Origin of the sequence: Pseudomonas vanderleydeniana, assembly GCF_014268755.2 — a bacterium.
Lineage (GTDB): Bacteria > Pseudomonadota > Gammaproteobacteria > Pseudomonadales > Pseudomonadaceae > Aquipseudomonas > Aquipseudomonas vanderleydeniana.
In genome coordinates this window covers 3,757,912-3,779,708 of sequence record NZ_CP077093.1, presented here as the reverse complement: position 1 = coordinate 3,779,708, position 21,797 = coordinate 3,757,912, and the positions used below count along the sequence as shown (strand labels likewise).

Genomic DNA, 21,797 nt, shown 5'->3' with positions numbered 1-21,797 from the left:
GTATCCCTTAACCGCGTGGAGTCGCTGCGGCCAGCTTGTTTGCCTGGGTCGGCGCGGCCTTGGCCGGGGCGACCTGGGACAGGTTGCTGGCTTCCAGGGCTTGTCGTTGTTGCGCCAGGGCGGCGAGGGTTTCCTTGCTTGCCATCGGGATCACTTCAGGATCGACCGGTGAACCAGGACGCACGCGCTGCAGGCCCTTGACGATGACGGTGTCATCCTTGTTCAGGCCGCTGCGTACGATGCGCAGGCCTTCGATCTTCGGACCCAGCTCGACGGTGCGATAGGCGGTTTTCTTCTCGGCGTCCATCACCAGCACGAACTTCTTGCCAAGGTCAGTGCCGACCGCTTCGTCGTTGATCAGCACGGCGTCGTAGGTGCCGCTGCCGACCAGCTTCAGACGAGCATAAAGACCTGGGGTGAAGCTGCCGTCGCTGTTGTCGAACACGGCGCGCCCGCGAATGGTGCCGGTGCGTGGGTTGACCTGGTTGTCGACGAAGTTCATCTGGCCCAGGTGCGGGTTGCCGGTTTCGTTGGACAGGCCCAGGTAGACCGGAGTGGTCTGGCCGCGCTTGCCCTGGCGAGCCAGCTGGGTGTATTTGAGGTAGACCCGCTCGTCAGCGTCGAAGTAGGCGTAGACCTTGTCGGTGGAGACCACGCTGGTCAACGGCGTGACATCGGCGGTCACGATGTTGCCGGCGGTGATTTCGGCACGGCTGACGCGGCCGGTGATCGGTGCAGTGACGCGGGTGAAGCTCAGGTTCAGGCGCGCGAGGTCCAGTTGTGCCTGGGTCGCGTCGACCGCGGCCTTGGCTTCCTGGGCGGTGCTGGTACGGGTATCGGCCAGCTCGGTGGAAATCGCATTGCTGGTCAGCAGGCGCTTGCCGCGTTCGGCTTCGTTGGCGGTACGGTTGGCCGTGGCGCGGGCTTGTTGCAGCTGGGCTTCGAGGCGATGGACTTCCGCCTGGTAGGGGCGTGGGTCGATCTGGAACAGCAGGTCACCTTTCTTGACCAGCGCACCTTCGGTGAAGGCCACCTGGTCGATCTGGCCGGAGACGCGCGGACGGATTTCCACGGTTTCCGGGGCTTCGAGACGGCCGGTGAATTCGTCCCATTCGTTGACGGGTTGCTCGATGACCTTGGCCACGCTGACCTTGGCTGCCGGCATCGCACCGCCTGCCGCCACTGGTGCCTTACCGCAGGCGCTCATCACCACGACCGCCAGGGCCGCGAGAGGGAAGCGCAAAAGTTTAAGTGACTGTTCCATGGGGATGTCCGCCAATCTATTGAGATGGGCGGATCATGCGGTGGGCGCTGATCGCACACGAATCGAATGAAGCGAAGGTAACTATCATTCGGAATGATATGAGGGCCGAGCCAGCCCTCTAGCATGCACCTTTCGTTAGCAGCCTATCAATCTCTTTTGGTGCAAATCACTGTTGTCGGATATGTAAAAGGCGGGGTTCTTCCGCGGGTGCCGGGGTCGGTTTTTCGCCTTTTGTTGATCTGGGTCAATCAGTTCATATATGGATCGTGATAGCGATTGAAGAGTAACTAACTATTTATTTCAATAAGGGTGATGGCACTTCGATATATCCCGTAAGATGCGCGCCGCGCACAGGGGGACAAGAACAAGAAACTTCATAGCGCTCAAACTTTACCGGTTCAACTAGAGGCTTGAAGTCACATGTTCAGAAACCTGCCCCTGCGCATGAAATTAATGCTGATCCTGATGTTGCCCTTGTTGGGTTTCCTGATTCTGGCCGGGGTCTTCGTCGTGGATAACTACAAGACCCTCAGCGACATGAATACGACAGTGAGTGCCAGCGCCACGGCACAGAAACTCAGTCGATTGATCACCACCCTGCAGCGGGAGCGCGGTGCCAGCGGGGTGTTCATCGGCAGTCGTGGTGCCGCGATGGGCGATCGTCTGATGCAGATGCGCAAGGATTCCGACGATTCGATCGAGGCTGTGCGCAGACTGTCGGTCACCACCGGTGAAAACCTCGATGCAGTCCTCAATACACTGGATGGGCTGCCTCAAGTTCGTGGGCAAGTTGACAAGCTGGCAATAACCGCGACCGATTCCGGCCAGCGTTATACTGGAACCATCAAAGAGTTGATTGGTTACACCCAGTCGCTGGAGGCCCGTGTCAATAATGCAACGATTGTCTACGCACTGGGGGCGCTCAATCAGTTCATCGAGATGAAAGAGCGGGCAGGGCGGGAACGGGTGATATTGGGCCTGGTATTCAACCAGGACCATTTCGACGAAACCCTGCTGTCCGGCTTCAGCCGCAACCTGGGTGAGTTCGCCGCCTATTCCGATGCTTTCCGCCGCAAGGCCCCCGAGGTCTCGCTGCAGCAGTTCGATCGGGAAATGCAGGCCCCGGCGGCGCTTGAGGTCGCCAGGCTGCAACGCCTGGGTTTTGAAGTCCCGATGGGGCAACCGCTGGGCATCAAGCCGCAGGTCTGGTTCGAAACCGCCACGCAGCGTATCGACCTGATGAGCCGGGTCGAAGAAGCCCTGGGGCAGAGTGTCAGTGCATTGGCCGCGCAGCGCCGGGATGAGGCTCGCCGGGCACTGTGGTTGACGATCGGTGGCGCCATCGCGGCCCTGCTGGCTGTTTCGCTGCTGTCCTGCCTGATCATCCGCAATATCGACGAGGCGGTGGCCGAGGTGAACCGCGTACTGGCTGGCCTGGCTCAACGTGACCTGACGGCCAGGACCACCTATGACGGCCGGGATGAGTTCGGCCAGATCTCGCGCAACCTCAATGGCATGGCGCAGGAGATCCGCGATATCGTCCAGGAAATCGGCAGTGCCACGGCGCAGGTGGCCACCGCCGCCGAAGAGTCCTCGCAAGTCACGGTGCAGACCAGCCAGAGTGTCGAACAGCAACGTCAGGGCACCGAGCTGGTCGCCACGGCCATCAACGAAATGAGCGCCACCGTGCGTGACGTGGCGCGCAGTACCAGTGATGCCGCGCAACTCTCGCAACAGGTCAACGTCAGCACCTCCCAGGGCCGTGGCGAGATCGAGGGTACTATCGAACTGATTCGCCAGGTGTCGATGCAGGCTGGCGAAACCGCTTCGATCATTGGCGACCTCAAGTACGAAAGCGATGCGATTTCCTCGGTGATCGATGTCATCCGGGACATTGCCGAGCAGACCAACCTGCTGGCCTTGAACGCGGCCATCGAGGCGGCGAGGGCGGGTGATCATGGCCGTGGCTTCGCCGTGGTGGCCTCGGAGGTACGGACCCTGGCGCAGAAAACCCAGGAGTCGACCGGCAACATCCAGCAGATGATCGTCAATCTGCAGAACGGCTCGGATCGCGCCAGCAGCTCCATGCAGGAGACCCTGGAAACGGCGAGGGCGGGGGCTAGCCGGATCGAGCGGGCGGGTGAGCTGCTGGGCCAGATTTCCGAAGGGGTCGCCAGCATCAATGACCGCAACATCCAGATCGCCTCCGCCGCGGAAGAGCAGAGTGCCGTTTCCGAAGACATCAGTCGCAACGTGAACGAGATCAACGATCTGGTGGTGCAGGTCAGCGCCGGAGCCGAACAGACCGCTGTCACCAGCCGCGAACTCGCCCGCCTGGCCGAACAGCAACAGCAACTGGTCAGCCGCTTCAAGGTCGCCTGATCCCGGCGATTTCCCCTCGGCATGAGGTGGCCGTTGGGCTGCCTCGCCGCCTTTAAAATAATTAATGAGAATCAGTATCAAAAAACAATGATATGGCATACCATGCGCCGGCTTTTTTTGGCGTCTATACCCTCTCATTTGGCTCTTTTACTAGGATTCATTGTTAATGCGTCGCACCCTGATTTCGATTTGCGTGCTACAGGCGTTTGTTCCGTCCGTATGGGCAGAGCAAACCGCTGCGGAAAAGACCACCCTGGAGCTGCAGGCCACCGACATCGTCGGTACCGCGGACTACGAAACGGCGCAGGGACCGGTCAAGGGCTATCGCGCCACCCGTTCCGCCAGTGCGACGCGCACCGATACTGCGATTCATGAGACGCCACAGTCGATCAGCGTGGTGCCCAAGGATGCCGTGGAGGATATCGGCGCCACCCGCCTGCAGGACGCCCTCGACTATGCCGGCGGTGTGGGCCGGGCCAACAATTTCGGCGGTCAGGGCCTGACCACCTTCACCGTGCGCGGCTTCACCACGGGAGAGTTCTATCGCAACGGTTTCCCGATCAACCGCGGCTACCCGAACATGCCCGATGCCAACACCATCGAGCGCCTGGAAGTGCTGCGTGGCCCGGCCACCACGCTCTATGGCCGTGGCGACCCTGGCGGTACCTTCAACGTGGTCTCCAAGCAGCCTACGGCCGAGCGGACTGTCACCCTGGGTAGTCAACTCGATGACCAGGGCATGAAGCGCGGAACACTGGACGCTTCCGGCCCGCTGGATGACGAAGGGCGCCTGGCCTATCGGCTGAACGTGATCGGCGAGGGCGGTGATACCTTCCGTGACCACGTCGAGACTGAACGCTACGGCGTGACACCGGTCATCTCCTGGCAGGCCACGGATGACACCAGGATCACCTTCGAAGGTGATTTCATGCGCAACAACCATCCGCTGGATCGTGGTGTGACGCGTTATGCCAACCAGGTCGGCACGGCTTCACGCGACACCTTCTTCGGCGAGAAGGATGTCGGCAAGCTGCACAACGACAACAACATGGCACAGGTGCGTTTCGAGCATCTGCTCAATGAGAACTGGACGTTGGGCGGTGGTTTTCAGTGGCTTGACGGCACGCTGAAGGGCAACGCAATCGAGGCCAATGGCGTCGGCGCAGACGGTCGCACACTCGGCCGTAACTTCAACTATCGCAAGCTGGAGTGGACGGACAAGGACGCCCAGTTGAACCTGACCGGGCATTTCTCTACCTGGGGCCTGGAGCACACGCTGCTGACCGGCGTCGAATACGAGGATTACGACTACAAGTCGATCATTCAGCGCTCCAGCGGGGCAGTGGGTTCCTACGCGGTCGACATCTTCAATCCGGTCTATGGCCAGGCGCGCCCGGCTCTGACCCGCACGCCGACCCATGACAAGGAAAACCTCAAGACCTACGCGACCTTCGTGCAGGATCAGGTGGCCTTGACCTCGCGCCTGAAGGTGCTTGCCGGCGCCCGCTTCGAGCGTTTCGAGGATGACTACGAGTCGTATGTTGCCGGCGTGAAAAGCTGGACGAAGAGCGAAAACGGCGTTACTCCGCGTCTCGGAGTGATCTATGACCTCACTGACACGCTGGCGGTCTATGCCGACACTGCGCGTTCGTTCAAGCCGAACAGCGGTGCCAGTCGCCAGGGCGGTGGTTTCGAGCCGGAAAAGGGCAAGTCCTATGAGATGGGGATCAAGTGGGAAGCACTGGATCGTCAGTTGAGCGTCGATGCGGCGATCTACCAGATCGACAAGCGCAACGTTCTGACCGCCGACCCGGTTGACCCGATCAACTTCAAGGTTGCCGCCGGCGAAGTACGTAGTCGTGGCTTCGACCTGAACGTGACTGGCAACCTGACGCCGCAATGGCGTGTGATCGGCGGCTATGCCTACGTCGATGCCGAGGTGACCAAGGACAACACGATTCCCAAGGGCACCCGCCTGATGAACATCCCACGTAACAGCTTCAGCCTGCTCAACGTCTATGAGTTCCAGGATGGCGCACTCAAGGGACTGGGGCTGGGCGTCGGTGGCAAGTATGTGGCCGACCGTGCCGGCCAGACTGCCGCGACAGGCTTCTCCATGGGCAGCTACACGGTGGTCGACCTGCTCGGCTTCTATAAGGTCAACGAGAAGGTTCGGCTCAACCTGGACGTGAAGAACCTGTTCGACCGCGATTATGAGGAAGGCGCGTTTGGCAACGTCTACGCCTACCCGGGTGCGCCTCGCACTGTCCAGGTCGGGGTTTCGTACACGCTGTAAGGGCTGTAACGCCTGCTCCTGCAGGAGCAGGCGATCCGGCCGCCCGGCTTGCCCGCGAATGGGCAACGGGTCTCACTCCGGGCCTCCTCATCCATTTCCCTATCTCTTATCAGGCATACACTCTATTTCTCGGCAGGCCTTCAGCCATACTCCGACAGGCCGATAACCATTAAAGGCCCCCGTCCCTTTGCCGAGGTGTGTCATGTTCAACAAAAAACTCAAAGATGAACTGGCGGCCAGGACGGCCGAGGTGGAAAGCTGCAAGGGACTGATTGCCGCGCTTGATCGATCCATGGCAGTGGTGGAATTCAGCCTGGATGGCAAGGTCATCCGGGCCAACGAGAATTTTTCGAAAACCATGGGCTACCGCGCGGATCAGCTGCCGGGCAAGGCCCACAAGGACTTCTGCGACCCCGAACTGGTCCGCAGTCGCGAGTACAGCGAGTTCTGGAGCCAGTTGCGCGCCGGCAACTTCGTCTCCGGGACCTTCAAGCGCGTCAACGCCCAGGGGCAGAACGTCTGGCTGGAGGCCAGTTACAATCCGGTGCTGGACGAGCGTGGCCAGGTTTGCAAGGTCGTCAAATATGCCCTCGACGTCACCAGCCAGGTGGTCAGGGAAGCGGATACCGGCGGCAAGCTGGCGGCACTCGATCGGGCCATGGCGGTGATCGAGTTCGATCTCGCCGGTAATATCCTTTGGGCCAACGACAATTTCCTCAACACCATGGGTTACTCCCTGGCGGACCTGAAGGGCAAGCACCACCGGTTGTTCTGCGAGTCCAGCCTGGTCAACAGCAGCGAGTACAGCGATTTCTGGCGCCGGCTCAACGCGGGCGAGTTCTTCAGCGGCCAGTTCAAGCGCATCGCCAAGCACGGTCGTACCGTCTGGCTGGAGGCGACCTATAACCCGGTCTTCGATGCCGCCGGCAAACTGAGCAAGATCGTCAAGTTCGCCAGCGACATCACCGAGCGCGTCGAGAAGTTCGAAGCCGACTCCCTGGGGACGGCGCGGGCCTACCACATCTCCGCCGAGACGGAGCGCGTGGCGGAGCAGGGCGAGCAGGTGATCCAGCAGACGGCCCAGGAGATGCGCCTGATAGCCGACAACATCGGCAATTCGTCGCGCCTGGTCGGACAGTTGGGCGGTCGCTCCGAGGAAATCACGGCGATCGTCAATACCATTCGTGGCATCGCCGAACAGACCAACCTGCTGGCCCTCAACGCCGCCATCGAGGCGGCGCGGGCAGGCGACCAGGGCCGCGGATTTGCCGTGGTGGCCGATGAAGTGCGGCAGTTGGCCGGGCGAACCAGCCGTTCGACCACGGAGATTGCCGATGTGATCGGCAAGATCCTCTCGGAAACCCGCGATGCGGTAGCCAGCATGCATGTCACCCAGGAAGGCGCGCAGCGCGGCGTCACCCTGGCCGACCAGGCCGGCTCGGTCATTTCACAAATCCGCTGCGGCACCAGCGATGCGGTGGAGGCGGTGAGCATGTTCGCGTCCAAGATGCAGGAATCCGACATCATTCCCAAGACAGCGGTCGGCTGGGTCGGGTAAGGGCTGGTCCTGCCGGAGGTCGCGTTTTCGTACACGGTTTGAACGACGCGGCTTCTGGCAGGTGGCTCGACACTCATGGGCGAGCCAGGGTGTCGGACCGTCTGCTCCTACAGCAAATATGTCAGACGTCTCGACCCGGTGGGAGCCGGCTTGCCGGCGATAGCGTCGCCCAGGCATCCGGCACTGGCCCAGGCGCGCCTGGAACGGTATCTAGAGCTTTCCGGCTTGACGCAACAACTCAATCTCATGGTCAGGCACCAGCGTGCGCAAGGTTTTGTACAGCGCCCGCGTCTCCAGCAGGTTCCACACCCGCAGCATGGTCTCCAGGGCATCCAGGGGCTTGCTGATGAAGTCCTTCGCGCCCAGTGCCAATGCCCGCAGGCGGGTTTCGCGGGTCGCGTCGGCGGTCAGCACGAGAATCGGCAGGTATTCTCCCGCTCGAATGCGCCGGCTCAGTTGCTCGAGAATGGCGAAACCATCGAACTCCGGCATGTGCAGGTCGAGAATCACCAGGTCCGGTTCGAAGCTGTTGAACAGGTCCAGGGTGCGCAACGGCTGGGTGCTGCTCAGCACATTGCTCAGGCCTTCACGCACCAGCAGTTGCTCCATCAGGTCGAGGTTGGGACGTTGATCGTCGATGATCAGGATACGCAGGTCAGTGTTCACACGGGCTCCGCAAGGTACTGGTCGAGATAGGCGAGAAACGACGGGATGTGGATCGGCTTGCCCAGCACGGCCGTGGCGCCGGCCTCGCACAAGGCCTGGCGGGTCGCCTCGCTGGCGTCCGCGGTCATCATCAGCACCGGGGTGGCGCTGGTGATGGGGGACTGGCGCAGCAGCCGCAGGATGGCCAGCCCGTCCATGTCCGGCAGGGTGACGTCGAGCAGGACCAGTTGCGGCGCATGCTGCGCAGCCAGGTCGAGCCCCAGTTGACCCTGCATGCTCGACAGCAGCCTGATGCCGGGGCGCCGCTGCAACAGCGTTTCGATCAGTGCCAGGCTGGCCAGGTGATCCTCGATGTACAGCACCTGGCCGCGCCAGCTGGGGAGGGTGGGCGCAGGGAGTTCGGGAAGTGGATCGATCGGTTCGACGCCAGGCCCTGTGCCTTCCTCAAGCCGCACGAAGGGCAACTCGAGCGTGAAGCGCGAGCCCCGGCCGGGTTGGCTGTGCACCACCAGGCTGCCTTGCATCATTTCCAGCAGGTTCCTGCTCAGCGCCAGGCCCAGGCCGCTGCCTTCGATGTTCGGATCGATGTCCAGGCGCTCGAACGGCTTGAACAGCTGCCCCAGGCGTTCCGCGGCAATCCCTTTGCCGGTGTCGCTGACCGACACGGCGACACGCTGCCGGTCGACCGTGACCTCGATGCTGACCTGGCCCCGGGGCAGGTTGTACTTGATGGCGTTGGACAGCAGATTGAGCAGGACCTGGGTCAGGCGCTGCCGGTCGGCGACGATACCGCTGTCTGCCGGTAGCGAAGGCAGGGGCAGTAGGCGAATGCCCGCGCTGGCGGCCATCGGCGAGACCAGCGCGAGGGCTTCCTGCAGGGCGGGCACCAACGGCACCGGTTCGAGGTTCAACTGCAGATGCCCGGCTTCGATGCGGGCGATGTCCAGCACCTCGTTGATCAGCCCCAGCAGGTGCTTGCCGCCCCGAAGGATGTGCCCGACGTTGGCTTGCTGTCCGGGTTGCGCGTCCATCTCCAGCAGTTGCGCAAACCCCAGGATCGAGTTGAGCGGGGTACGCAGCTCGTGGCTCATGCGTGAGAGAAACTCGCTCTTGGCCCGGCTGGCGCGCTCGGCTTCCTCGCGGGCGGTGCGCAGCGCAATCTCCGCGGTGCGCCGGTCAGTGATGTCGCGGGTAATCTTGGAGAACCCGCGCAATGCCCCACGGCTGTCGTACTGGGCGGTGATGACCACGCTGGCCCAGAAACGGCTGCCGTTCTTGCGAATACGCCAGGCCTCTTCCATGTAGTGACCGTCGCGGGTCGCCTCCCTCAGCGCCCGCTGCGGATGCTCGGGGCATTCCTGCGGCAGGTAGAACAGCGAGAAATGCTGGCCGATGATTTCCTGTTCCGTGTAGCCCTTGATCCGCTCGGCTCCAGCATTCCAGCTAGTGACGAAACCCTCGGTGTCGAGGGCGAAGATGCCATAGTCCTTGACGCCGTCGATGATCAGTCTCAACCGCTCCTCGTTGTCGCGCAGTGCCCGTTCGCGCTCGGCCAGCAGCAGCCCGGCTTCGACCAGGCGGGTGCCGAGCTGGCCGATTTCGTCGTTTTCCGGTGGTTGCGGCTGCAGCGGTTGTCCTAGCGCCAGGCGTTGGGCGTTGCCCTTGACCTGCTGGACCCGGGCCACGATGCCCCTGGACAGGAACAGTACGGCGACGATGGCACCGAACAGGCCACAGAAGGCCGCCAGCAGCGTCGAGAACAACAGTCTCTGGCGAGTCGCGGCGGCGGCGGCGGTGCGCTCGGCCAGCAAGGTGTCCTCGAGGGTCAGGATGGTGCCGATGTGTTCGCGCAACTCATCGAGGATGTGCTTGTTGCTGATCAGGATCGAGGTGATCGCCTCAGGGTTGGCGTGGTGCTCGGCGAGCATTTCCTCGAGACCGGCGACCTTGCTGTTGATCAGTGGCGCGATGGCCGCCAACTGCCGGCGCACGCGCTCGTCGCGCACGTTGCGGTTCAGCCGTTGCAGGGCTGCGTCGATCTGCGGCCTGGCTTTGAGGTAGCCCGGCAGGAAATCCTCGCGCTCGGTCAACAGGTAGCCGCGTACGCTGGCGGCCGCCTCGGCGAGCAGCGTGTGCACGGTCTGGATATCGCCCTGCACGCGCAGCACCCGCCGCACATCCTCTTCGGCATGGGCGGTCTGGCGTTCGGTGATGTAGATCAGCACCAGCGACATGAGCAGGATCACCAGGGGCAGGGAAATCGCCACCAAGGCCTTGCCGCGTAGCGGCAGGTCGATCCAGCGCCGGGCGGAAAACAGCCTCATGACTGCGTCACCAGGCCCAGGGCGATGCCGCGAACGGCCGCCTGGGTACGGTCTGCCGCGCCCAACTTGCCGATGACCCGTTCGACATGGGCCTTGGCGGTTCCGGTGGTAATACCCAGTTTTTCACCGATCTCACGGTTGCCCAGGCCAGCGGCCACCAGGGCGAGCACCTGGCGTTCACGGGCGGTCAGGTTCTCGCTGGCGGGCGCGCCCTGGCTATGGCGCTCGGTCATGCGCCGTAGCAGGCGGGCACTGACCGCATTGTTCAAGGCTTCCTCGCCGCGCGCGACGCGTTGCAGGGCGTCGATCACCTCGTCGCGGCGGGCATCCTTGAGCAGATAGCCCACGGCACCGGCCTGCATGGCCGCTTCCAGGTGGTCCGGGCTGTCGTCCATGGTGAAGATCACCACTTTCACGGCCGGCTGCTTCTGCTGGAGAATCCGCGCCGCGCCCAAACCGTTCAGCACTGGCATGCGGATATCGAGAATGACGATGTCTGGCTGCAATCGCTCGCACAGCTCCACGGCCTCCTGGCCGTCGCAGGCCTGGCCGACCACATCGAATTGAGGATGCCCGGCGAGCAGGGCGACGAAGCCGGTACGGGTGACTTCATGGTCGTCAGCCAGGACCAGGCGCAGAACGGCGGTCATAGGGCAGTTTCCTCCAGGGGGCAGGGCACGTCGATCTTCAGTTGCGTGCCTTGCTGCACGGCACTGAGGCAGATGAATGTTCCACCCAGCAGGCTCGTGCGCTCCTGCATGGTTGCCAGCCCCAGGTGCTGGGCGTCGTGGCTGTCGGGCGGCTGCCCGGGGACAAAGCCCTTGCCATTGTCGGTCACCCGCAGCGAGGCCTGACCGTCGTGGAGCGCCAGGGCCATCTGTACCTGGCTGGCCCGGGCATGCTTGAGAATGTTGTTGATGCCCTCCTGGGCGATCCGGAACAGGGCGATTTCCACGGCGCCGGGCAGGCGTGCCTGGCAGCGTGTCGTCCATTGCACCTGGATACCGGCATCACGCAGGCGGTCTGCCTCCTTGTCCAGTGCGGTCAGCAGGCCGAAGTCATCGAGTACGCTCGGGCGTAGGCCGGCGATCAACTGGCGACCCTCGACCACGCAGTGCTGGGCCAGCGTCAGGATCGCCTGCAGATCCGCATCCAGCGTTTCGGGCAGCGTGGGGCAACGGCCGGCAAACCCTTGCAACCGCTGGTGCAGTCCGGCCAGGGTCTGGGCCAGGCCGTCGTGCAGGTCGTAGGCCACGCGCCTGCGCTCGTCCTCCTGGGCCCGGAACAGCCGGCTGACCAGGTCCGACAGCGTGCGGTCGCGCACGATCAGTGTGCTCAGCAGGCGGTCGTTCTCAAGGTGCGCGGCCAATAAAGTGGCCAGCAGTTGCAGTGATTCGAGGTCTTCGTTGTCCGGGGCGGCAATGCCGGTGCTGTTGGCCAGCACCAGGATCCCGAAGGTCTGGTCATCGCCCCCACGCAGGGGGACCTGCAGCCTCTGCGGCAGCAGCGTGCCGGGCTGCTCCTGCCAGCAGGGCAGGCGCAGCGAGGTGTCGACCTGGAGCTCCAGGCTGCCCAGGCGTTCCCGACTGCCCAGGCTGGCAGTACGGGTGACCTGGCCCCCGGCATCACGTTCCAGCAGCATTCCATGATCCATGGCGAGAAACGCACAGGCCCGGGCGAGGACCCGCTCGCGCATGGCGGCCGGTGCCAGGCGGGTCAATTCCTGGCCGGTGTCGACCAGCAGGCGCAGGCGTGCCGCGCGGCTTTGTGACTGTCGGTACTGGGTCCGAATCGCCAGGGCGCTGCCCGGGTCATGAGGCAGGTTTTGCATGGTCGGGCTCCGACGCGTCGATAGGCGTGCCCGTGCGGGCGAGGGCGCTATTAAACCGTGGAACCGGGGCAGGGGCCATCTGCCGAATGGCATAGGCAAAAGACTCCGGTTGGCCGATGGCGGGCGCTGTCCTGCTTGGCAAAGTGCAGCCATCGGACACCACTGGAGAGTTGCAATGAAAATGAAGACCTCGGCCCTTGTTCTGCTGGCAGCCCTCAGCGCGCCGTTCGCCCAGGCGGCGCAAACGGCCCCCTATGTGTACAGCAGCGTCGCTGCGCAGCCGGAAAACCAGAAGGACCGCGAGATTGCCGGCCTGTTCGACCGCTGGAACGCGGCCCTGAAAACCGGCGATGCCCAGTCCGTGGTGGACCTCTATGCGCCCGACGCCATGTTGCAGCCGACGGTTTCCAACCAGGTGCGCACCACGCCGGCACAGATCAAGGACTATTTCGATCACTTCCTGGCGCTCAAGCCGGTAGGCCAGATCAACTACCGCGACATTCACCGCCTGGGCAACGACGTGGCCATCGACAGCGGTGTGTACACCTTCACCCTGACCGGGACCGATGGTTCGACCCGCCAGGTCCAGGCTCGCTACACCTTCGTCTACGAACAGTTGAACGGCCAGTGGAAGATCCTCAACCACCACTCTTCGGCGATGCCGGAGGCGCAGGCCAAGCACGCCGCGAAGTGATCGCGGCGCAGGGAGATGAGCGATTGTGAAGCCTTGTGTCCAGCCGGACAGGGAAGTCAAACGGGGCTCGCCTGGCGTAGCCCCGTCGGAACAAGTGAAGGCCTACCCGCCGGTGGGCCCCGGGATCACGGCAAGGCGTAGGCCAGCACGTAGTCGCCACGGTCGGTCGATTGCCGCGCGCCACCGGCGGTAATCACCACGTACTGCTTGCCGGTCTTCGGCGATACGTAGGTCATCGGGCCGCCCTGGCTGCCGACTGGCAGGCGGGATTTCCAGATTTCCTTGCCGTTGCCGCTGTCGAAGGCACGCAGGTAGAAGTCCTGGGTGCCGGCGATGAACACCAGGCCGCCCTGGGTCGACAGGGTACCGCCGAGGGTCGGCAGGCCGATCGGCAGCGGCAGGTGCATGCGGATGCCCAGTGGACCGGTGTCCTCGACGGTACCGACCGGAACCTGCCAGGCGATCTGGCGGGTCTTCATGTCGATGGCGGTCAGGGTGCCGTAGGGCGGGGCCTGGCAGGGAATGCCGGCGACCGACAGGAAGCGGTTCTTGTTCACCGCATACGGCGTGCCCTTGAGTGGTACCGCGCCCATGCCGGTGTTCAGCGCTTCACCACCGCCAGCGGCAGCCCCCTTGTTGGCCGAGGGAATCATCTGGATCCACAGGCCCAGGCGCATGTCGTTGACGAAGATGAAGCCATTGACCGGGTCGGTGGACAGGCTGCCCCAGTTCATGCCGCCCAGGGAGCCCGGGAAGCTCAGCGACAGGTCGGTACCCGGCGCGGTGTAGAGGCCGTCATAACGCATCTTCTTGAAGTCGATACGGCACAGCAACTGGTCTAACGGGGTCGCGCCCCACATGTCCGATTCGGTCAGGGTCTGCGCACCGATCTGTGGCATGCCCACCGATTTCGGCTGGGTGGGCGAGTAGGGTTCGTTGGGGATGTTGGAGGCCTTGACCGGCACTTCCTCGACCTTGGTCAGCGGCTTGCCGGTGGCACGGTCGAGCACGTAGATCTGCCCGGCCTTGGTGCCGATGACCACTGCCGGTACCTGCTTGCCGTCATCCCTGGTGAAGTCGATCAGGCTCGGCTGCATGGGCAGGTCGAAGTCCCAGAGGTCGTTGTGCACGGTCTGGTAGACCCACTTCTCGGCACCGGTGCTGGCGTCCAGGGCGACGACCGAGGCGCCGTACTTGTGGTTCAGGTCGGTGCGCTCGACACCATAGATGTCGGTGGACGAACTGCCCATCGGCAGGAACACGGTGTTCATCGCCGGATCGTAGGACATTGGCGCCCAGCTGTTCGGGGTGCTGCGTACGTAGGTCTTGCCGTCGACAGGAGCCTGCTTGTCTTGCGGGTTGCCCGGGTCGAACGCCCAGCGCATGGCGCCGGTGATCACGTCGAAACCACGGATCACGCCGCCTGGCATGTCGGTCTGGACGTTGTCCGCGACGCGACCGCCGACCACCACGGTGGTACCGGCCATCAGCGGTGCGGAGGTCAGCTGGTAGTAGGAGTCCGGCACGTCGCCGAGGCCGGCCTTCAGGTCGACCTGGCCGTGGTTGCCGAAATCCTCGCAGAAGGCGCCGGTGTCGGCGTCCACCGCGATCAGGCGGGCGTCGATGGTGTTGGTCAGCAGGCGACGCTGGCAGCTCGCACCGGCTGGCACGCTGGCGGCGATCACCGGGATGCTGTTCGGCTGGGTCGGTTGAACCGCCGGTTGGGTGGCGTCGAAGTACGCCATGCCACGGCAACGCTGCCAGACCTTGGCCTGGGCGTTGATTTCGTTCTTCCAGAGTTGCTTGCCGGTGTCGGCATCCAGCGCGATCAGGTTGTTGTGCGGGGTGCAGATGAACACCTTGTCGCCCACCTGCAGCGGGGTCAGCTGGTCTTCGGCACCGTTGCCGTCGCTGATCGCCACGTCACCGGTGTGGTAGGTCCAGGCCACCTTGAGCTTGTCGATGTTGCCGCGGTTGATCTGGTCCAGCGCCGCGAATCGGCTGCCACCCTCGGTGTTGCCGTAGTGGGCCCAATCCTTCTGCGCCTTGGCCGGGTCGACCGGCGTCAATGCCGGGCCGTTACCGCTGGCTGCCACGGTCGGGTGGGCGACGAACATGTTGCCGACTGCCCAGACCAGCGCAATCGCCAGCACGCCGGCCAGGCCGTAGGCACCGCGTCCCGCCGTGCGGCCGGAAGCCCGCATCAGCGTCGGATAGACCAGTGCGACGACCAGGCCGATGGCGCTGAACATGAACAGGCGGGAGAACATCGGCCAGAAGCTGCGGTCGGTGTCGACCAGTGCCCAGATCGCGGTACCGACCAGGAACGCGGCGAACAGCCAGGCACCACCGGGCTTGCGGCGGGCGATCAGGATACCGGCGATGGCCATGGCCAGGCCGCCGATCAGGAAGTACCAGCTGCCACCGAGGGTGGCCAGGCGTACACCGCCTGCGGCCAAGGCCAGGCCGAGCAGGGCGATGATCACGCCCAGCCCGGTGAGGATGAGTCTGCTGAGGCCGGAGGCCTGAGAAGGTTGTGTCATACAAAAGGTCTCGCTGTGTGAATGCGGGCGACTATACCCTTAGCTTGCTAATTAACTAAATAGTTAATTTGAAAAAATGCGACAAATTTTCGCAAGCGTTTGCCTTGACAAACTCAGATTAGCTTGGCCGTGCATGCTGTGCTGTGGCGAGCGACTGATTTCCCTTACGGGTCATTCAGCGAGAAAAGAGGCTTGGATAATCCTGCAAAAATTTATACAAAACTTGTACATGGATATATGCTTGTACAATATTCGTCGTTTCCGGTGTTCCGCACATGGCCCGCAGACCCTCGTCGCTCAGCCTGTTCGTTCTGATCGTACTGATCACGATGACGCCACCGGCCTGGTCGGACTGGCGTCCGGCGCTGGACGGTGCACGCCTGATCGGCACGGGTGAGTTCAGCTGGTTCGGCCTGCGGTTGTACACCGCCCGGGTCTGGAGTGCCGGTGCGGTGCAGGACTGGCAGCAGCCTTTCGCGCTGGAGCTGATCTACCACCGCGCGTTGTCCCGGGACACCCTGGTGCAGGCCAGCCTGGACGAGATACATCGCCTGGCCGCACAGCCCCTGGCAGCCGATACCGAGGCGCGCTGGACGAAGACGATGCAGGAGGCATTCGTCGATGTTCGCCCGGGCATGCGCATCACCGGGTTGTACCTGCCGGGTCGTGGCTGTCGCTTCTATGTCGATGGGCAATTGAGTCGCGAGATCGCCGATCCGGCGTTCGCCCAGGCGTTCTTCGCCATCTGGCTCGATCCGCGGGCCCGGGACCCGCAACTGCGCCAGCAACTGCTCGGCCTGGCCGGGAACCCGTGAGGAGCTTGAGCATGTACAGAAGCCTGCTGCTGTTCTGCTGCCTGATGCTGGGCAGCTGCGGCAATGTCGAGGTCGATCATTACGTCGGGGAGCAGCCGCCACTGGATCTGCCGGAGTTCTTCTCGCGACCGGTACAGGCCTGGGGCATGTTCCAGAAGCGCTCGGGCGAGGTGGTCAAGCGCTTCCACGTGCGCATCGACAGTCATCGTGACGGCGAGCGGCTGATCCTCGACGAACATTTCATCTACAGCGATGGCACTCGCCAGCAACGGACCTGGACGCTCACCCCCGACGGCCCCGAGCGCTGGCGTGGTACTGCCGGCGACGTGATCGGTGAAGCCCGGGGGCAGGTGGCCGGCAATGCCTTGCGTTGGCGTTATCGCCTGGATCTGCCGGTCGATGGCCGGCACTGGGAGGTCGACCTGGACGACTGGATGTACCGCATGGATGACGACACCCTCATCAACCGCTCGAGCATGAGCAAACTCGGTGTGGAGATCGGGCAGATCACCCTGTTCTTCCGCCGCCTGCCGGAGGGCACACCATGAACCTGCGTCACCTTGGCGAGTTGGCTGCCACAGGCGCCATCAGTGAACTTGAACTGCTGTCACTCGAAGGCGGCTTCTACGTGCTGCGCGCCTTGACCGAGGCCGGGCCGCAAACCTTGTGTGATGCACGAGGTGAAGTCCTGCACCTGCGCTCGACCACCGAGTTGCGACAGTTGCTGGCCGATGTGCCGCCGCTGCGCTGCACGTTGGTACAGCAGGTGGTGCACGATGAAATGTGCGGGCAGCGTGATGGCCCGGTCGAGCCACTGCGGGTACCGGTATCACTGGCCAGCCAGTGGTAGTGCAAGCGATGCGGCTGGGGCTGGTGCTCGGTGACCAACTGTCGTTCGACCTCGCGACGCTGCGTGCCCTGGAGCCGGAGCGCGATGTATTGCTGATGGCCGAGGTCGAAGGGGAGGCGCGCTACGTACCGCACCATCCGCAGAAGATCGTGCTGATTTTCAGCGCCATGCGTCATTTCGCCGAGGCCCTGCGCGAGCGGGGCTGGCGCGTGCACTACGTGCGGCTGGATGAGCCGGGCAACAGCGGCAGTATCGCCGCGGAACTGTGTCGCTGGCAGGCCCGGCTGGGCGTGGACGAGGTGCACGTTACCGAGTGTGGCGAGTGGCGTCTGGAACAGGCGCTGCGCGAGGCCGGACTGCCGCTGGTGTGGCACCGCGACACGCGCTTCCTGTGCTCGCGTGAGGCCTTTGCCCGCTGGGCCGCGGATCGCAAGCAGTTGCGCATGGAGCACTTCTACCGTGGCATGCGCAAGCGCTGCAATCTGCTGCTGGAGCCTGATGGCAGTCCGGCCGGCGGCGCCTGGAACTTCGATGCCGACAACCGCAAGCCCTTGCCCCGTGGCTTGCGGGGCCCATTTGCAGCGTATTTTGCCCAGGACGCGACAACAGCGGCGGTGATCACCCTGGTCCGTGAGCGCTTTTCGCAGCATTACGGCACGCTCGACGCCTTTGACTATCCGGTGACCCATGAGCAGGCCAGGACGCTCTGGGAGCATTTTCTCGAGTTCGGCCTGGCGGCGTTCGGTGACTACCAGGATGCAATGGCCGAAGGCGAGCCGTATCTGTTCCATTCCCGTATCAGTGCCGCCCTGAACATCGGCCTGCTGGATGTCCGTGAACTGTGCGAGGACGTCGAGATGGCCTGGCGGGAGCGGCGGGTACCGCTCAACGCCGCCGAGGGGTTCATTCGCCAACTGATCGGTTGGCGCGAGTACGTACGGGGTATCTACTGGTTGCGCATGCCCGACTACGCCGGGCTCAACTACCTGGGCAACGAGCGTGCGCTCCCCGAATTCTACTGGACGGGGCAGACCCGCATGCGCTGCATGGCCCAGGTCATCGGCCAGACCCTGGAGCTGGGCTACGCCCACCATATCCAGCGACTGATGGTGACCGGCAATTTTGCGCTGCTGGCCGGCATCGCTCCCCCGGCGATCTGCGAGTGGTACCTGGCCGTGTACCTGGATGCCTTCGACTGGGTCGAATTGCCCAATACCCTGGGCATGGTCATGCATGCCGATGGTGGTTACCTGGGTTCCAAGCCCTATTGCGCCAGTGGTCGCTATATCCAGCGCATGTCCGATCACTGCAAGTCGTGCAGCTACAAGGTCGACCGGGCGGTGGAGGAGGATGCCTGCCCGTTCAACGCGTTGTACTGGCACTTCCTCATTCGTCATCGCCAACCGCTTGCGCATAACCCGCGACTGGCACTGGTCTACCGCAGCCTCGACGGCCTGCCGCAGGCCCGACGCGAGGCCTTGTGGCAGCGTGGTCAGACGCTGCTGGCGCGGCTGGACGCGGCAGAGGCATTGTGAAAACCTGCCGCCGATTGCGGTCGGGTTTCCGGCAGTGCGAGCAATACCAGCAGGAACGCCGCTGCGGCGATGGCCGCCAGGGTCAGGAATGCGGCATCGTAGCCGGCCGTCTGGACCACCAGACCGGCCAGCCCCGGACTCAGCGCCGCGCCCAGGCCGAAGACTGCGCTCAACGCCCCCAGGCTGACATTGAAGCGCCCGCTGCCCTCGGTGAGGTCCTTGACCACGATCGGGAACAGCGCTCCGAAGATGCCGGCGCCGATGCCGTCGAGCAGTTGCACGCTGACCAGCCAGAACGGATTGTCGGACAGCACATACAGTGCACCACGCAGTGGCAGGATGAAAAATCCGGCGAGCAGGAACGGCTTGCGCCCCCACTGTTCGGCCTTGGCGCCCACCAGCAGGGCCATGGGCACCATCACCAGTTGCGCCGCGACGATACAGGCGGACGTGAGGGGCGTGGCCAGGCGCAGGTCGACCTGCGACAACTTCTGGCTCACCAACGGCAGCATCGCCGCATTGGCCAGGTGGAAGAGGGCACAGCACACGGCGAACAGCAGCAGGGTGCGGTTGTGCAACAGCAGGCCAGGACCGGCCGGCTGGCTGTCGTCCGACGGCACATGCGCCAGGCCGCGGGCCAGTTGATGATCAATCGCGGCCCCGGGGACACGACTGACCGCGAGGATGCTGGCCACGGTCATGACCGCCATCAGGTAGAACACCACCACCGGTCCGAACAGATAGGCCAGGCCGCCTGCCAGCAGGGCCGAGAACGCATTGCCGGCATGGTTGAAGGTTTCGTTGCGTCCCACGCGCCGGGTAAAGGCCCTGGGCCCGGTCAGGCCCAGGGAGATGCCGGCAATGGCCGGGGCGAATACCGAGCCGGCCAGTGCACTGAGGGTCTGCGTCAGCGCCACCAGCCCGAACGACGAGATCAGTGGCAGCAGCAGGCAACTGCCGGTGACCAGCAAGGCGGCGATCACCACCACTGCGCGCTTGGCCGGTGTCCTGTCGATCAAGGCGCCGGCCGGGGTTTGGGCGAGCAATGCCGCGATGCCGGCCAGGGTCATCACCAGGCCGATGCTCGCCGGTTGCCACTGGTGCACCGCCAGCAGATAGATCGCCAGGTAAGGGCCCAGGCCGTCGCGCACGTCGGCCAGGAAGAAGTTCAGCCAGTCGAGCGCGCGCTGAGGTGCAGCGGTGTGCCGGGAGTCGTTCAAGTGTGCAGCCTCAATCAGCCAGGGGAAGGCACTTGCGTCAGTGTTTACAGCGAGGCGGGCTCAGTCGACATGCAGGCGATTGCGACCGGACTGCTTGGCGACATAGAGAGCCTGGTCGGCGCGCTCGAGCAATGACTGCCAACAGTCCAGCTCGGATCCGCTCGCGCAGGCAATACCCATACTGACGGTCACCTGTGCAAAAGGACTGCTCCGGTGGGCGATAGGTTCCAGGGCCAGGCGTTCGAGCATCATGTGCGCAACGACGACGGCTCCGGCACGGTCGGTGTCGGGCAGGATGACGGCCATCTCTTCGCCGCCGTAGCGTGCCAGCAGGTCGGGCGGTCGGCGCAGGCAGCCGGAAAGCCGCGCGGCGACCTGTTGCAGGCAGGCGTCGCCTGCGGGATGGCCGTAGGTGTCGTTGTAGCGTTTGAAATGATCGATATCGATCATCAGCAGCGCCAGTGACGTACCGCTGCGCCGGGTCCTGCTGGTCTCCTGGAGCAGCGTCTCGTCGAAGCTGCGCCGATTGGCCAGGCCGGTCAGTGCGTCGTGCATGGCCAGGCGCTCCAGTTGCTGGTTGCTGTCGAGCAATTGCCGCTGGGTCTGCCGCAGCTGGTTTTCCACGGCGATACGACGGCGGATGTTGCGTATCAGCATCCAGCCGATGGCGCCGGTGACCACCAGCAATGCGCTGACCACCAATGCCGACAGCAATGCCTCAAGCTGCCAGGCCGCCAGCGCTTCGCGCTTGCCCAGCGCAACCGTCGTTACCAGGGGCAACTTGTCGCTCTTGCGAAAGGCATAGAGGCGTTCCACGCCGTCCAGGCTGGAGGTGAACGAGGCGGTTCCCACCGACTTGTCGACCAGATACTTGGCGTAGATCGGCGATTTGGAAAAGTTTCGTCCCATGTCCTGTTCCCGGAACGGGTAGCGCACCAGCATCGAACCGTCGGTATAGGACAGGCCGATGGCACCTTCCTGGCCCACGTCGATCTGGCCGAACAGGCGCAGGAAGTTCTCCACCCCGAGCGTGACGGCGACCACGCCGGCGAATTCGCCCTGGGCATCGTTGAACCGCCGACTGATGGTGATCACCCATTCCTGATTGGTGCGGCTGCGAATCGGCAGGCCGATGAACGGCTCGCGAGAAGGGTCATCGCGGTGGTGGATGAAATAGGCCCGGTCGCTGCTGTTGGCGCCAACGGGGACTGGCCGGTTGGAGGACATCAGCCAGCGTCCGTCCCTGGCGTAAACGGTGATGCCGCTCATCTGCGGCATCAGTGGCTGCTGGCGGCTGACCAACTGGCTGAGGCGTTCGATCTGTGCCGGTCCGCTGCCCTCGGTCTCCAGGCGTTCGACCAGGCCGAGCAACAACAGCGAGCTTTGCCTCACGATGCCTTCGGAGTAGGTGGAGAGGGCCTGGGTCAGGTTCAGGCCATGGATATTGATTTCTTCCAATGCCCGCTCACGGGAGGCCATCACTTTCCAGAGTGTCAACGACGCGAGTGAACAACCAATGACCGAGAGCAGAAGGATAACGAGGTGGATGTCACGTTTCACGTCAATACCTGATGGAGTCCGAATCCCTGAGCCGGCAACCCTTTCTGGAGGGTGCGTGGCAGAAAGCCATTCCTGGCCGCGGGCAAGGATACAGGGAGTTGGGGTAGGAAACAGTAGCCGATATACACTGCTGTCACTTATTTAGTTTGGCGCGAACCTTCTAATTGCGTCACATGCATGTCAATTTGCGTCAGTAGGGATGACAGTCTTGAGGGTTTTTTAATGGTTCGGCTGTTTGGTAAATAATTAGCTTGATCAT

At 63.5% G+C, this 21,797-nt stretch carries 16 protein-coding genes and 2 pseudogenes; 10 read left to right on the top strand and 8 right to left on the bottom strand.

What is annotated here, in order from left to right; all coding sequences use genetic code 11:
• Nucleotides 1-7: 7 nt before the first annotated feature.
• Nucleotides 8-1,264: a multidrug efflux RND transporter periplasmic adaptor subunit MexE gene (gene mexE, locus HU752_RS17050; RefSeq protein WP_186682900.1), complete on the bottom strand. Its 1,257-nt coding sequence runs from the start codon at nt 1,262-1,264 to the stop codon at nt 8-10.
• Between the two features lie 420 nt (nt 1,265-1,684).
• Here mexE and HU752_RS32205 point away from each other — a divergent pair.
• The 5 genes and pseudogenes from HU752_RS32205 to HU752_RS32190 all read left to right on the top strand — a co-directional run.
• Nucleotides 1,685-2,788: pseudogene (locus HU752_RS32205) on the top strand (nitrate- and nitrite sensing domain-containing protein); the annotation flags it as partial.
• Complete coding sequence (locus HU752_RS32200; RefSeq protein ID WP_437182375.1) at nt 2,780-3,646, top strand: methyl-accepting chemotaxis protein; 867 nt, start codon at nt 2,780-2,782, stop codon at nt 3,644-3,646. The pseudogene HU752_RS32205 and the gene HU752_RS32200, both read left to right, overlap by 9 nt.
• 166 nt (nt 3,647-3,812) lie before the next feature.
• Complete coding sequence (locus HU752_RS17040) at nt 3,813-5,942, top strand: TonB-dependent siderophore receptor (RefSeq protein WP_186682904.1); 2,130 nt, start codon at nt 3,813-3,815, stop codon at nt 5,940-5,942.
• Between the two features lie 202 nt (nt 5,943-6,144).
• Nucleotides 6,145-6,909, top strand: a pseudogene (locus tag HU752_RS32195) (PAS domain-containing protein); the annotation flags it as partial.
• A 75-nt stretch (nt 6,910-6,984) separates the two neighbouring features.
• Nucleotides 6,985-7,500 (top strand): methyl-accepting chemotaxis protein, encoded by a 516-nt coding sequence (locus tag HU752_RS32190; protein ID WP_437182374.1) that lies wholly within the window; start codon nt 6,985-6,987, stop codon nt 7,498-7,500.
• A 210-nt stretch (nt 7,501-7,710) separates the two neighbouring features.
• Here the strand turns inward: HU752_RS32190 and HU752_RS17030 are convergent, their stop codons facing one another.
• The 4 genes from HU752_RS17030 to HU752_RS17015 are packed head-to-tail and all read right to left on the bottom strand — an operon-like array spanning nt 7,711 to nt 12,321.
• Nucleotides 7,711-8,166, bottom strand: a complete 456-nt coding sequence (locus HU752_RS17030; RefSeq protein ID WP_186682908.1) for a response regulator — start codon at nt 8,164-8,166, stop codon at nt 7,711-7,713.
• The gene (locus tag HU752_RS17025; protein WP_186682910.1) at nt 8,163-10,490 is read right to left on the bottom strand and encodes an ATP-binding protein; all 2,328 of its coding nucleotides are present in this window, start codon (nt 10,488-10,490) and stop codon (nt 8,163-8,165) included. Before HU752_RS17025 ends, HU752_RS17030 begins: the two co-directional genes overlap by 4 nt.
• Nucleotides 10,487-11,140, bottom strand: a complete 654-nt coding sequence (locus HU752_RS17020; protein ID WP_186682912.1) for a response regulator — start codon at nt 11,138-11,140, stop codon at nt 10,487-10,489. Before HU752_RS17020 ends, HU752_RS17025 begins: the two co-directional genes overlap by 4 nt.
• Entirely contained in the window at nt 11,137-12,321 is a 1,185-nt protein-coding gene (locus HU752_RS17015; protein WP_186682914.1) for a sensor histidine kinase, read from the bottom strand. Before HU752_RS17015 ends, HU752_RS17020 begins: the two co-directional genes overlap by 4 nt.
• A gap of 175 nt (nt 12,322-12,496) precedes the next feature.
• Here HU752_RS17015 and HU752_RS17010 point away from each other — a divergent pair, with 175 nt between their 5' ends.
• Nucleotides 12,497-13,015: an SgcJ/EcaC family oxidoreductase gene (locus tag HU752_RS17010; protein ID WP_186682916.1), complete on the top strand. Its 519-nt coding sequence runs from the start codon at nt 12,497-12,499 to the stop codon at nt 13,013-13,015.
• A gap of 125 nt (nt 13,016-13,140) precedes the next feature.
• On the opposite strand, the gene HU752_RS17005 is transcribed toward HU752_RS17010, so the two are convergent.
• Nucleotides 13,141-15,558, bottom strand: a complete 2,418-nt coding sequence (locus HU752_RS17005) for a glucose/quinate/shikimate family membrane-bound PQQ-dependent dehydrogenase (RefSeq protein ID WP_186682918.1) — start codon at nt 15,556-15,558, stop codon at nt 13,141-13,143.
• Nucleotides 15,559-15,887: 329 nt separating this feature from the next.
• On the opposite strand from HU752_RS17005, the gene HU752_RS17000 reads away from it, so the two are divergent.
• The 4 genes from HU752_RS17000 to HU752_RS16985 are packed head-to-tail and all read left to right on the top strand — an operon-like array spanning nt 15,888 to nt 18,758.
• A complete protein-coding gene (locus HU752_RS17000) occupies nt 15,888-16,373 on the top strand; it encodes a chalcone isomerase family protein (protein WP_225920182.1) in 486 nt (161 codons plus the stop codon).
• A gap of 11 nt (nt 16,374-16,384) precedes the next feature.
• Entirely contained in the window at nt 16,385-16,921 is a 537-nt protein-coding gene (locus HU752_RS16995) for a DUF3833 domain-containing protein (protein WP_186682922.1), read from the top strand.
• Nucleotides 16,918-17,223, top strand: coding sequence for a DUF6482 family protein (locus HU752_RS16990; RefSeq protein WP_186682924.1), 306 nt, complete (start codon nt 16,918-16,920; stop codon nt 17,221-17,223). The genes HU752_RS16995 and HU752_RS16990 overlap by 4 nt, the downstream gene beginning before the upstream one ends.
• Before the next feature lie 8 nt (nt 17,224-17,231).
• The gene (locus HU752_RS16985; protein ID WP_186682926.1) at nt 17,232-18,758 is read left to right on the top strand and encodes a cryptochrome/photolyase family protein; all 1,527 of its coding nucleotides are present in this window, start codon (nt 17,232-17,234) and stop codon (nt 18,756-18,758) included.
• On the opposite strand, the gene HU752_RS16980 is transcribed toward HU752_RS16985, so the two are convergent.
• Together HU752_RS16980 and HU752_RS16975 are read right to left on the bottom strand one after the other, a co-directional pair.
• Nucleotides 18,716-19,978, bottom strand: a complete 1,263-nt coding sequence (locus HU752_RS16980) for an MFS transporter (RefSeq protein WP_186682928.1) — start codon at nt 19,976-19,978, stop codon at nt 18,716-18,718. The genes HU752_RS16985 and HU752_RS16980 overlap by 43 nt on opposite strands.
• A gap of 60 nt (nt 19,979-20,038) precedes the next feature.
• On the bottom strand, nt 20,039-21,538 hold the full coding sequence (locus HU752_RS16975) for a sensor domain-containing diguanylate cyclase (RefSeq protein WP_186682930.1): 1,500 nt from the start codon (nt 21,536-21,538) through the stop codon (nt 20,039-20,041).
• Nucleotides 21,539-21,797 lie beyond the last annotated feature (259 nt).

What these genes read in the sequence shown, in the direction of transcription:
- mexE (WP_186682900.1), bottom strand. Translation starts at nt 1,264, where the DNA reads ATGGAACAGTCACTTAAACTTTTGCGCTTCCCTCTCGCGGCCCTGGCG.
- HU752_RS32200 (WP_437182375.1), top strand. Translation starts at nt 2,780, where the DNA reads ATGGCGCAGGAGATCCGCGATATCGTCCAGGAAATCGGCAGTGCCACG.
- HU752_RS17040 (WP_186682904.1), top strand. Translation starts at nt 3,813, where the DNA reads ATGCGTCGCACCCTGATTTCGATTTGCGTGCTACAGGCGTTTGTTCCG.
- HU752_RS17025 (WP_186682910.1), bottom strand. Translation starts at nt 10,490, where the DNA reads ATGAGGCTGTTTTCCGCCCGGCGCTGGATCGACCTGCCGCTACGCGGC.
- HU752_RS17020 (WP_186682912.1), bottom strand. Translation starts at nt 11,140, where the DNA reads ATGACCGCCGTTCTGCGCCTGGTCCTGGCTGACGACCATGAAGTCACC.
- HU752_RS17015 (WP_186682914.1), bottom strand. Translation starts at nt 12,321, where the DNA reads ATGCAAAACCTGCCTCATGACCCGGGCAGCGCCCTGGCGATTCGGACC.
- HU752_RS17010 (WP_186682916.1), top strand. Translation starts at nt 12,497, where the DNA reads ATGAAAATGAAGACCTCGGCCCTTGTTCTGCTGGCAGCCCTCAGCGCG.
- HU752_RS17005 (WP_186682918.1), bottom strand. Translation starts at nt 15,558, where the DNA reads ATGACACAACCTTCTCAGGCCTCCGGCCTCAGCAGACTCATCCTCACC.
- HU752_RS17000 (WP_225920182.1), top strand. Translation starts at nt 15,888, where the DNA reads ATGACGCCACCGGCCTGGTCGGACTGGCGTCCGGCGCTGGACGGTGCA.
- HU752_RS16995 (WP_186682922.1), top strand. Translation starts at nt 16,385, where the DNA reads ATGTACAGAAGCCTGCTGCTGTTCTGCTGCCTGATGCTGGGCAGCTGC.
- HU752_RS16990 (WP_186682924.1), top strand. Translation starts at nt 16,918, where the DNA reads ATGAACCTGCGTCACCTTGGCGAGTTGGCTGCCACAGGCGCCATCAGT.
- HU752_RS16985 (WP_186682926.1), top strand. Translation starts at nt 17,232, where the DNA reads ATGCGGCTGGGGCTGGTGCTCGGTGACCAACTGTCGTTCGACCTCGCG.